The sequence below is a fragment of the Robinsoniella sp. KNHs210 genome (genome assembly GCF_000686105.1).
Taxonomy (GTDB): domain Bacteria; phylum Bacillota; class Clostridia; order Lachnospirales; family Lachnospiraceae; genus Robinsoniella; species Robinsoniella peoriensis.
In genome coordinates this window covers 1322748-1334018 of the sequence record NZ_JMLZ01000001.1, presented here as the reverse complement: position 1 = coordinate 1334018, position 11271 = coordinate 1322748, and the positions used below count along the sequence as shown (strand labels likewise).

10 protein-coding genes are annotated in these 11271 nt (G+C 40.0%); 1 reads left to right on the top strand and 9 read right to left on the bottom strand.

The features are described 5' to 3' along the window. Nucleotides 1-37: 37 nt before the first annotated feature. From CD03_RS0105180 to CD03_RS32490, 6 genes are all read right to left on the bottom strand, one after another. The gene (locus CD03_RS0105180) at nucleotides 38-1570 is read right to left on the bottom strand and encodes a glycoside hydrolase family 43 protein (RefSeq protein ID WP_027292718.1); all 1533 of its coding nucleotides are present in this window, start codon (nucleotides 1568-1570) and stop codon (nucleotides 38-40) included. Nucleotides 1571-1623: 53 nt separating this feature from the next. After that, the gene (locus CD03_RS0105175; protein ID WP_027292717.1) at nucleotides 1624-2475 is read right to left on the bottom strand and encodes a carbohydrate ABC transporter permease; all 852 of its coding nucleotides are present in this window, start codon (nucleotides 2473-2475) and stop codon (nucleotides 1624-1626) included. Between the two features lie 17 nt (nucleotides 2476-2492). Next, the gene (locus CD03_RS0105170) at nucleotides 2493-3401 is read right to left on the bottom strand and encodes a carbohydrate ABC transporter permease (protein WP_027292716.1); all 909 of its coding nucleotides are present in this window, start codon (nucleotides 3399-3401) and stop codon (nucleotides 2493-2495) included. A 110-nt stretch (nucleotides 3402-3511) separates the two neighbouring features. Next, nucleotides 3512-4813 (bottom strand): ABC transporter substrate-binding protein, encoded by a 1302-nt coding sequence (locus CD03_RS0105165; RefSeq protein WP_027292715.1) that lies wholly within the window; start codon nucleotides 4811-4813, stop codon nucleotides 3512-3514. 170 nt (nucleotides 4814-4983) lie between these two features. Beyond that, the gene (locus tag CD03_RS0105160) at nucleotides 4984-6057 is read right to left on the bottom strand and encodes a LacI family DNA-binding transcriptional regulator (RefSeq protein WP_027292714.1); all 1074 of its coding nucleotides are present in this window, start codon (nucleotides 6055-6057) and stop codon (nucleotides 4984-4986) included. A 234-nt stretch (nucleotides 6058-6291) separates the two neighbouring features. Next, entirely contained in the window at nucleotides 6292-7152 is an 861-nt protein-coding gene (locus CD03_RS32490) for an AraC family transcriptional regulator (protein ID WP_044288916.1), read from the bottom strand. Nucleotides 7153-7297: 145 nt separating this feature from the next. On the opposite strand from CD03_RS32490, the gene CD03_RS0105150 reads away from it, so the two are divergent. Next, nucleotides 7298-9472, top strand: coding sequence for an alpha-L-rhamnosidase (locus CD03_RS0105150; RefSeq protein ID WP_027292713.1), 2175 nt, complete (start codon nucleotides 7298-7300; stop codon nucleotides 9470-9472). 76 nt (nucleotides 9473-9548) lie between these two features. Here the strand turns inward: CD03_RS0105150 and CD03_RS0105145 are convergent, their stop codons facing one another. The 3 genes from CD03_RS0105145 to CD03_RS0105135 all read right to left on the bottom strand — a co-directional run bounded on the left by CD03_RS0105145 (nucleotide 9549) and on the right by CD03_RS0105135 (nucleotide 11235). Continuing rightward, the gene (locus tag CD03_RS0105145; protein WP_027292712.1) at nucleotides 9549-9962 is read right to left on the bottom strand and encodes a hypothetical protein; all 414 of its coding nucleotides are present in this window, start codon (nucleotides 9960-9962) and stop codon (nucleotides 9549-9551) included. Beyond that, nucleotides 9946-10179, bottom strand: coding sequence for a helix-turn-helix transcriptional regulator (locus tag CD03_RS0105140; protein ID WP_027292711.1), 234 nt, complete (start codon nucleotides 10177-10179; stop codon nucleotides 9946-9948). Before CD03_RS0105140 ends, CD03_RS0105145 begins: the two co-directional genes overlap by 17 nt. Nucleotides 10180-10245: 66 nt before the next feature. Beyond that, nucleotides 10246-11235: a CobW family GTP-binding protein gene (locus tag CD03_RS0105135; RefSeq protein ID WP_027292710.1), complete on the bottom strand. Its 990-nt coding sequence runs from the start codon at nucleotides 11233-11235 to the stop codon at nucleotides 10246-10248. Between the last annotated feature and the right edge of the window lie 36 nt (nucleotides 11236-11271).

Here is an 11271-nt window from a genome sequence, read left to right as displayed (position 1 = left end):
TAAAATTCTCCGGTTTGTGGAATGATTGGCTTTCCGCCTAATAATCCAATACTTTTACTGCGAAATCTTTAAAAACAGCCTCGCCATTTTCCGCAAACAACCCTATAAATGTCCCTGTAAAGGTCATTGATTTAGTACCTTCTGTACAAAGCCCTGCTACCAGTCCAGAACCCAATTCAATATAATCATTCCCATTCAGGCTATAAAAAAATTTATAGTAAGTACGATCCGATTCCATTTTCAGCATTATCTCTTCAGCCATTGGAATTTCAACACTGGAAGTAACCGTAAAAATATCATGAATATGTTTAGCCAGACAGATTTTCCATGTATTGAGTACTCTGGTGAGATATATTTCATAATGGTAAGAATCATTGTAAAAAGTTGTCAAGCCGGCACGCATGCCCTGTATTGCATTTGTTATACGTACTTTGACCGTTGAAATAGTATAAAAACCTTTTTGCCGAACTCCAAGCCAGGTCGGACTGCCAATGTCATTTAAGGTAATATTTGTACCTCTTAGAATCAGTTCCTTATTTACTGTATCTCTAATATAGTTTTTCATCATAGGATTTCTGAGGAAATTGTACTGGGGATAGAAAGATTCCCATGAAAAATTGTCGCAAAAATCCCGGTTTACAGGCTGTACTGCTTCTCCTGGAAGAGGACCATCCATCTCAAGCGCAATCAGTCCGTCTTCACCAACTACCGGCCATCCTTCTTTTGTCCATTTAACAGGTGCAAGAAATGTTTCGCGGCCTAAATTGTGGAGAAGTACACGGTTCGTTTTTTCCTGGCATGGACGAATACCGAGACACACTAACCACCAGTTTCCATTCTGATCTTCTACCATGTCAGCATGTCCTGTGCAGTAAACTTCCTCTCTCATATCATTTCTGTGTGTAAGAATCGGATTATCAGGACATTCTTCAAAGGGTCCATAAGGGCTGTCAGCACGCATTATCGTTTCCATATGCCCATATTCTGTGCCTCCTTCAGCCAGCATCAGGTAATACTTCCCAAACCATTTATAAAGATGTGGACCTTCGGCATATCTTCCTCCGCATCCTCTGCTAATTATCATGCTCCCGGTAAGGATTTCTCCGGTAAAAGGATCGATCCGGCACAGGTAAATTGCAGTCTCTCCATTTTCATCAAGATCAGTGGAAACAAAATATACAGATCCGTCATCGTCAAAAAGCAGAGAAGGATCAATTCCTCCCTGATCTATCCAAACCGGATTAGACCAGCCCCTCACTATATCTGTTGTATGTACAATGAAATTACCTCTGCCCGAGACATTTGTTGTTACCATGAAAAATGTTCCGTCGTGATAACGCAGCGTAGGTGCAAAAATTCCTCCGGAAGGTCTGCAATTATGCAAAAAAAGCTGTGTCTCATTTACAAGACAATGTCCCAGTAGTTCCCAATTGACTAGATTTTTACTGTGATAAACAGGTACTCCCGGAAAAAATTCAAAAGATGAATTAACAATATAATAATCTTCTCCTACTCTACAGATCGAAGGATCGGGATTGTATCCGGAGATGATCGGGTTTTTGTATTTCATTTAAATGTCCTCCAATTTTTTTGAATTTGTTTCTGTAACTTTGCTTGGGTGCGTCATCCCTTTAGCCCCGACATTTTAATGCCCTGTATAAAATATTTCTGACAAGTTGAAAAGATCAAAAGTACAGGAAATAAAGATATAAGAGCCATTGCCATCATCTGTCCCACCTGAACGTTTCCCTGGGATCCTTTGAAAAACTGCAATCCAATTGCAATTGTGAATTTATCGTCAGAATTCAAGTAAATCAACGGGTTAAAAAAATCATTCCAGTTATACACAAGCGCCATAACCAAAACTGCAAGCATAACCGGCCTGACTGCTGGGAGAAGTATTTTGGTAAATATCTTCAGTGAATTGGCACCATCTATTTTTGCAGCTTCATCTAATTCTCTGGGTAATGTGCGAAAAAACTGAATAAATAGAAATATATTAAATGCCCCGCCACCTAACCAACTGGGGATAACCAATGGCCACATTGTATCCACCATTCCCAGTTTATAGTATAAAAGATATTGTGGAATCAAAGTGACCTGTGCAGGCAGCATCATAGTCCCCAGAAGTACCATAAACAATACCTTGGAATACCTGGCATCAAACCTGGCAAATCCAAAAGCTACAATCGAAGAAGAAAGTACCGTCCCTGTAGTAGCTATAAATGTAATCATTGCCGTATTCTTAAAATACAAACTGAAATTTGCTCCTTTCCATCCTTCCACAAAATTTTCCAATGTTACATGCTCCGGAAACAATACCGGAGGCATTTTATAAATATCTGTCATAGGCTTAAAGGATGTTGAAATCATCCATATAAACGGGAAAAGGCAGATTGCTGCTGCCACTATCAGCACAAAGTATGTCATGGTTCTTGCTGCAAGCTTCGTCTTTTTCTGTGATCTTATACGCATCTTATTTCCCTCCCCCATCAATCATCATAGAACACCCAGTACTTGGATGTTGAAACTGTAATAATGGTAAACAGCATAATCACAGCAAACATACTCCATGCCATCATAGAAGCATATCCCATCTTCCCGTACAAAAATCCATTATTATACAAGTGCATCGCCGCTGTATAAGTGCTATTCAATGGTCCTCCGTTGGTTAGGATCATCGGCTGCTGGAATACCTGAAAAGCAGCTATTACTGTAACGATCAAATTGAAATAAACGGTAGGCGTACACAGCGGCATTGTAATATAACATACCTGACGAATTGATCCGGCACCATCAATTTGCGCGCTTTCGTAATAGGACTGGGGGATATCCTGAATTCCAGCCAGCATGATAATAATATTATTTCCTATCGTCCACAAAGACAGAATTACAATAGAAATCATTGCCACGTTTTTATCACCAAGCCAATTGGGGCCTTTTATGCCAACCAGAGATAATATATAATTGATGATCCCATAATCCTTCTGGAAAATCCATCCCCACAAAATTGTAACGGCAACACCAGAAGTAATATATGGTATGTAAAAAGCCGTACGGAAAAATCCCAGATTTTTAACTTTCTTGCTCAGTAATAATGCTATGAAAAATGAAAGGATAATACTTCCGGGTACAAACATTACTACAAATTTCAAAGTGTTCATAAATGCCTTTATAAATAAAGGATCATCTGTAAGTGCGTATACCCAGTTTTCAAATCCTACAAATTCTCCGTTTCCTGTCAGATTCATATTCGTGAACATCAAATAAAAAGAATATAGTATTGGATACAGTGTAAGAACGACACAGCCGATCAGCCATGGTGCAGTATATAAATAAAAATTTCTGGACTCTCTTCTTTTCATGACGGAAACTTTTTTAGCTATATTGGGTTTACTCATTTTCCTTGCCTCCAATTCTTCTTTTAATACATTACAACTTCTTTTTTTGTAAAAAGCCGGACATGTTAACCGGCTTTTCTTACTGTAAACATACAAAAATTGCAACCCTATTAATTTCCATTTGCCTCGTTGAAAGCTTTTTCCAGAGCAGGATAATATTCATTCATAGCTTCATCCGCTGTCTTGCCATCAATGGTCACAGACTGCCAAATCTGTGTATATACGTCTCCTGCCGCTGAGAACGCACCTCCCCAGATATTTAACTTCGCATCCTTCATGCCATCCAGATAAATACTGTTGCTGACAGGACCATATTTCAAATCTTTATAATAACTCTCTGCTATTATTTTGCATGAGGTAAGTCCTATATTGCTGGTTTCTTTCGCCATATCTTCATTTGCATAAGCAGCATCTTTTACAAAAGTCCATGCCGCATCTTTATTCTGTGACGTTTTCAACACCGCATAACCAGTTGCGTACATAAGGTTATTTTTACCTCCCGGTACCCTTGGCATGGTTACTGCTTCCCACTCAAAATTCTCTCCGATTTCATCTGCTATCAATTTTGTTTCAAATCCTCCCAGTGTGTACATCGCAGCATGTCCGGATACAAATAACTGTTCCTTGGGCAAACCCTTTGCTGCTGTGTCATCAGGCATGGCCTTACTCTGCACTAAATCCCCAAAAAGATTCAGGCCGTCTTTTACCTCCTGACTATTTACTTCGCATGACTTCAAATCATCAGAATAAGCTTTTCCACCTTTGCAGATAACAGACAACCCCGCATCTATCCAGTGATTTACCATTCCATAAGTTGCATCTGCGCCTTCACCGCCCACGAACTTTTTAGCTGCTTCCGCCAGGTCATCCCACGTCCAGTCTGCTGTAGGATAGTCCACTCCGAACTGATCGAACATATCTTTGTTATACGCTAAGACAAATACATTTTCTAATAAAGGCATTGCTTCCAGTTTCCCATCAGGACGATAATATGGATCAACCATCCCCTCTGAAATAACAGACTTTAAATCCACTCCTTCTTTTTCAACATATGGGTTCAGATCTTCATAATAATCTGTGTACAGCCCATAGTAATCCGGAGACATCTGTATAACATCAGGTCCGGTACCGGCTGATAATGCTGCAGTCATTTTCTGGTCCCATACATGGTCAGCTGTGGGAATTACCGAATGTTCAACCTCTATTTCCGGATGTGCTTTCTTAAATACTTCAATCATGTTTTCTCTGGATTTTTTTTCTTCATCTGCCCCCCAGGACCAGATAACCAGTTTCTGTTTTCCTTTGACTTCCTCTCCAGTTGTTTTGGTTTCCTCTGATTTTCCTCCACATGCCAGGAGGCATACTGACATAATTACCGCTAAACCAACAGATATTACTTTTTTAAAAATCATACTTCTTTCCTCCATCCATTTTTACTTATATATCTGAGCTGCGCGCTTAACTCTGACATATTTATACACATGCATATTGCAGGCAAGCCTGCAATACTGCCACAATTAAACAGGTTGAAAGAATCACATCGTAGCGTCCTTTCTGCATCGTAATTTTCTTTCAACCTTTCTCAATTCAAATTCTTTACCGTCTCTCCTTCTAAGATTGCTAAGGGAGAATAATTCATGTATCTATATTTATTCCCTTCGAGAATATCTATAAGGACGTCCACACATTTTGCACCCTGACGCTCTGGATAAATATCAATAGTAGTCAGTTTTGGTTCATAGCGTTCCCGGGTAAATAATCCGTCTATTCCCATGATAGAAATGTCTTCCGGTATTCGCAAACCGTGCTTTTTCAGCCCCTCCATCATACCAAATGCCATATCATCATTAAAACAAATTACCGCAGTAGCCTTATGTTTTGAATTTCTGTAAATATCAGCAGCTTTCTTTCCTAAAAAAAACAAATCCAGATAAATAAATCCCTCAGCAGCCCTGCTAAAATCCGGTTTATCTTCACCCGGAATATCAGTATTATTTAAATTGCCCTGAATATCCAGTAAATACTGTATACACCGCTTACCTATCTCATTAGTCATTCGTTCCTTCCAATATTTATATCGGAGGTTTGCATATCCCTCATTGAAAGGAAGCGCCATGCCAATTTTTTTGTGCCCGTGGTCAATCAGGTAATCAATCGCCATATTAATAACTTTTTGATTGTCAATTATTACTGCCGGCATAGGCTTTTTAAATGCACAGGATGGGTCAAACGAGGCCGTAACAGTCGGAAGATAATAATTTTTTCCTACTGATTCTGCATAAGCCTGTGCTACACTTTCCGTTGGAAAAAGAATTCCATCCGCTAATATCCTTTTCACAATCTCAAAGTCTTCTTCATTCATAATCGCCAAAACATGGTATCCCTTTTTTTCAGCTTCTCTTGCCATCCCATGATACATCTGATTATAGTATACCCCCGTCATATCTCCACAGAAAAATAATAGTTGATATGTTTTCTTCTGCTGCAAAGCCATTGCTACCGGGTTCGGCATATAATCCACCCTATTGGCAATATCCAGAATTTTTTTCTTCTTCTCCTTATCCACATATCCACTGTTATTCAGTGCCCTGGAAACTACAGAGACAGATACTCCTGCTTCATTGGCGATATCTTTTCTAGTTACATTTTTCCCCATAAAAATACCTCATTTATTTGTCTCTTTTATACTATTTGTATAATCAACATACTATATTATATCGTCAAATATATCAATATACAAAAATGTGGTCACGAATCCACTAGGATAAATACCGAATAAAAGTAAATTTTTAAATTTTTTTCTATGTATTTATTTTGTAAATTTTAAAGCTAAAAAAAGCCGATTTCAAATTACGAAATCGGCTTACGACGCTCCCAAAAAGGCATCCTGTTATGGCATCAGCTTCCTATATTCTCTGGGAGACATCATAACAAGTTTTTTAAACATGCTGTTAAAAAACTTAATATCATCATATCCCACGGCACTTGCTATTTCAGATATCCGCAAATCGCTTCCGGCAAGGAGCACACAGCTTTTCTCTATTCGAATCTTCTGCAGGTATTCCCGAAAAGTAATTCCGGTCTCCTGTTTGAACTTCCTGCTTATATACTGCAGGCTGAAATGATGCTCCTGACAGAACATACCAAGCGTGATGTGCTCCCTGTAATTCCTGTCCACATATTGAATCGCATCTAAAACAATCTCATTTTTAGTGATTCTCACACTGCTCTTTACTATACCACGCAGAGTAAGTATCAGAATCTCGATCAGTCTGCAGCGGAAAATCTCCGTATACCCCGGTCTTTTTTCCCGGTATTCTTCTGACATACCGGTCAGCAGCTGCAAAACCCTCTTGTCTTCGTCATGAAAGATACAGTTAGCCGGAGTCTGCATAAGTGATGGTGTATAGTACCTGATGAGACACCCCTGTATCAGTGCATCGAATGAATGGCACCCATGCAGTGTGTTATCTATAACTTCCGGAAGGAACAGACAGTTAATCAGATTCAGATTCCTGCTCTGGGAATAACAATGGACGCTCCCATAATCCACAATAAAATAATCCCCCTGCGTAAGCTCGCTGCTTACATCATTCAAGGTATGGATACAAGTGCCGCAGGTTACATAAACCAGTTCAAAAAAACGATGGTCATGGCTTTCCATATCATCCTGGCTGCAAGGCATCATCACCAGATTTTCTTTATCTCCTAAAGCAATCTGCTTCATATCAATCGTACTTTTTTTCTCCATAAAGATAAATTCACCCCCTATTTAAGTAGAAATCAGGTCTTTTTTTCCATTTTATTCTCTGGTATCATTAATGTCAAGAAACAACAGTACATACTTAAAGAAATTTACAATCTCAGGAAATTTACGTAAAATGGAGGTAACTTTTATGGAATGGAAGGCAAAATGGATTAAACCCTCACTTGAAATGGGCGATGTGTGTCCTATGTTTAAAAAGAAATTTCAGACTACGGAAAAAGTAAAAAAAGCAACACTGACAATCACCTCTCTGGGGGTGTATGAGGCTCTGATAAACGGCAGCCGGGTAGGTGAGTTCATCCTTGCACCAGGCTGGACTTCTTACAAAAAAAGGCTCCAATATCAGGTATATGATGTAACGGATCTGCTGGGCGAAGAAAATCTGCTTCTTGTCACCGTAGGAAAAGGCTGGTACCGCAGCAGAATGCCAGGATGGGCCATTTCAAAAGTGCAGTCTGCATTACAGCAAAATCCGGCAGGGCTTCTGGCACAGCTAGATATTGTCTTCGAAGATGGCAGTAAAGAAACAATTATGACAAATGAGACATGGACTGCTGCCGAAAGCAATGTCCGTTTTTCAGAAATTTATGACGGGGAAACCTATGATGCTTCTTTCCAATCTGCCGATGAGACAGAAGTGTGTACTTTTGACGGACCTTTTGATACACTGATCTCACAGCAGGGTGAAGAGATACGGGAACAGGAAAGAGTTTCTGCCGCATGTATTTTTACAACCCCATGCGGAGAGACCGTAGTTGATTTCGGTCAGGAGGTTACCGGTTATATTGAGATTGAAGTTGATGCCAAAGCAGGTGAAGAAGTTTTGCTGTCCCATGCCGAAGTTATGGATCAGGATGGTAATTTCTATACCGAGAATTACCGTTCCGCCAAGGCACAATTGCATTATATCTGCAAAGACGGGCACCAGATCTACAAACCAAAGCTCACGTTCTTTGGCTTCCGTTATATTCGTATTGATAAATTTCCGGTTGCTGTGTCCGCTGCAAAACCAGAGAATTTTACTGCTGTGGCTGTTCATTCCGAAATGAAAAGAACCGGATTTTTACGTTGCTCGAATCCATTGCTGAATAAACTCTTCGATAATATTATATGGGGTCAGAAAGGTAATTTTGTAGATGTTCCAACCGATTGTCCCCAGAGAGATGAGCGCCTTGGCTGGACCGGAGACGCACAGGTATTTATTAGAACGGCATGCCTGAATTACGACGTAGAAAAATTTTTCACGAAATGGCTGGGCGATATGGCAGCAGACCAGAAAGAGGATGGGCAGGTAGGCCATGTAATACCCAATTTGCTGGATGATCCGGATAGCAGTGCTGCCTGGGCAGATGCTGCCACAATCTGTCCCTGGGAACTCTACTTAGCTTACGGCAACGATGAAATATTAAAATCCCAATTCAATTGTATGAAAAAATGGATTGGATATATTACCACCCATACAAAAGATGAATACCTCTGGACCGGCGGAATCCATTTCGGAGACTGGCTGGGACTGGACGCACCGGATGGCAGCTATAAAGGATCCTCCAGGGAAGATTTTATTGCATCTGCATTTTATGCATATTCCACCTCGCTGGTAATAAAAGCCGGTAAAGTTTTAGAAGAAGATGTTGCAGAATATGAGACACTCTACAAGAAAATCTTAACAGCTTTCCGAAAGACTTATACTGAGTATCATACACAGACCGAATGTGTGCTTGCGGTATATTTTAAACTGGCACCTGACTGCCAGGCTGCAGCAGACCAGCTTGCAGATCTCGTGAAAAGCTGTGGTAAACAGCTTCAGACAGGTTTTGTGGGAACGCCGTATCTGCTGCATGTTTTAAGCGAATATGGTTATACACAGCTCGCATATGACCTTCTGCTGAGAGAAACTTACCCCTCCTGGCTGTATCCAATCACAAAAGGTGCTACTACTATTTGGGAACATTGGGATGGAATTAAGGAAAACGGAGATTTTTGGAGTAAAGATATGAACTCCTATAACCATTATGCGTATGGCTCCGTAGCGGACTGGGTATATGGAGTAGCTGCAGGCATTACGCCTCTGGAGGAATATCCTGGTTATGAAAAAGTTCGAATTGCTCCTATGCCGGATCAGAGGCTTGACTGGCTGGAAGCAACACTGGAAACGCGGCATGGAATTATCCGCTCCGGCTGGAAAATCGAAGATGCATCATGGCGCTATGAGATAGTAACTCCTGTAGCAGCTGATATAGTAATTGCCGGACATGAATATCATTTAGAAAAAGGCAGTTATCTTTTCTATAGTAAAATTAAATAATCTATCTGATAGCAGCTGCCGCAGTACTGGGCAGCTGCTGGATAAAGTTTCAAAGAAGACTCGTTCAGCATTTGGATTATTCGTGTTTTTCCAGATAAATATTAACGGCCAGGTATATAAGAAACATTAGAACAAGCACTGCACATAATGTCCCGGCTATGACTAAATAATATTGATACTTAAAGATTCCATATAAAAGTGTGAAGGTAAAGGTTAGACCGCATATCACATAATTCATAGCCTTGATGACTAAATGACTGCTTTTCATAACCAGATATAAATCTCTTTCATCCGTGTTTTCTGCCAACTCTTCTAAAACACCCTTTTTCGAAAACCCTCTTATAAAGTTAACTGCTGATAAAGCTGCCAGCAAAACGCCTGATATCATGAGTCTCTTTTCATAATAGCCGAAATAGGAAATGAAACATACAATAGATAAAATTGCTGTCATAATTCCAATAACTAAACCACGTTTATTTTTTACTTTCATTCTCTTTTTCCTCCATTTTCGAGTTTTCTTTTAGACAGCATAAATCCTCAATACTTACGTCAAATATTTCAGAAATATGGTATGCCAGCATTAGAGATGGATTATATTGTTCTTTTTCGATAGAAATAATCGTTCTTGACGAAACATGAACCAGGTCAGCAAGCTGCTGCTGCGTTAATCCCATACTCGTTCGCAGTTCCTTAACTTTAGTCTTCATACAAAACCTCTTTCTAATGTGAAGCAGACTTCTCATGAAGCTAACTTCATATTATACCGGAACATATCATTTGTCAACAAATAATTCCTGCAGCCTTTCTGTATCTAAAGAAGTCCCGATCACGCAGACTTTTCCGGTATATTGTGGTTCGCCTTTTATAATTTTCCACTCACCGGGCACCATATTAAAATAAATCCACTCTCCTTTTATACTTTCTACAGAACCCTTTGCACGTAAAACCATGCCGTTAACGGTATCCTCATCTAATTTTTTCAGTATCTGGTCTAACTCCTGTTTTGTAAAAACCTTTGCCGTCTCCTTGCTCCAGCTGCTAAATATTTCATCTGAATGATGATGGCTTTCACAGCTGCATACCCGAGGTGCATTCCGATGATGAAGGGATTTTTCATGACCGCCTTTCTCATGGAAAACATCCTTCTTTTTTCCCCCGGTGTCTTCTGCTTTCCCTTCCATTACTTCCAAAATCTGCAGCCCCTTTAACTTTTCCAGAGGCGTCGTAATTACGGATGCCCTGGGGTTGACTTTACGGATTTCCTCTCTGCACTCTATTATTTTTGCTCTGTCTGCTTTATCGGTCCGGCTCAGCAAAATTGTATCTGCATTCCTGACCTGGTCGTTAAAAAATTCCCCAAAATTCTTTTGATACAGACCAAACTTCATTACATCCGCCACAGTAAGGCTGCTTTCCAATATTACGGACTGTTTCCCTTTCATCTCCTGAACTGCCTTGATTACATCTGATAGTTTCCCAACACCGGACGGTTCAATAAGAATACGATCCGGGCTGTATTTTTTCAGCACCTCCTCCAATGCCTTGCGGAACTCGCCTTTCAGGGAACAGCAGATACATCCCGAATTCATTTCCCGGATCTCAATGCCGGTTCCTTTTAACAGACCTCCATCGATGCCGATTTCTCCAAACTCATTTTCAATTAACAGAACCTTTTCCTTTTGAAATACTTCCCGTAGTAATTTCTGAATCAACGTTGTCTTTCCTGCACCTAAAAATCCTGATATAATATTTATCTTTGTCATTTTGATTCTTCTCCTTGCTGAAGTTTATTAAGACGT

Excerpts from the sequence above, each read along its gene's own strand:
- CD03_RS0105175 (WP_027292717.1), bottom strand. The coding sequence starts at position 2,475 with ATGCGTATAAGATCACAGAAAAAGACGAAGCTTGCAGCAAGAACCATG.
- CD03_RS0105150 (WP_027292713.1), top strand. The coding sequence starts at position 7,298 with ATGGAATGGAAGGCAAAATGGATTAAACCCTCACTTGAAATGGGCGAT.
- CD03_RS0105160 (WP_027292714.1), bottom strand. The coding sequence starts at position 6,057 with ATGGGGAAAAATGTAACTAGAAAAGATATCGCCAATGAAGCAGGAGTA.
- CD03_RS0105135 (WP_027292710.1), bottom strand. The coding sequence starts at position 11,235 with ATGACAAAGATAAATATTATATCAGGATTTTTAGGTGCAGGAAAGACA.
- CD03_RS0105165 (WP_027292715.1), bottom strand. The coding sequence starts at position 4,813 with ATGATTTTTAAAAAAGTAATATCTGTTGGTTTAGCGGTAATTATGTCA.
- CD03_RS0105180 (WP_027292718.1), bottom strand. The coding sequence starts at position 1,570 with ATGAAATACAAAAACCCGATCATCTCCGGATACAATCCCGATCCTTCG.
- CD03_RS0105170 (WP_027292716.1), bottom strand. The coding sequence starts at position 3,401 with ATGAGTAAACCCAATATAGCTAAAAAAGTTTCCGTCATGAAAAGAAGA.
- CD03_RS0105140 (WP_027292711.1), bottom strand. The coding sequence starts at position 10,179 with ATGAAGACTAAAGTTAAGGAACTGCGAACGAGTATGGGATTAACGCAG.
- CD03_RS32490 (WP_044288916.1), bottom strand. The coding sequence starts at position 7,152 with ATGGAGAAAAAAAGTACGATTGATATGAAGCAGATTGCTTTAGGAGAT.
- CD03_RS0105145 (WP_027292712.1), bottom strand. The coding sequence starts at position 9,962 with ATGAAAGTAAAAAATAAACGTGGTTTAGTTATTGGAATTATGACAGCA.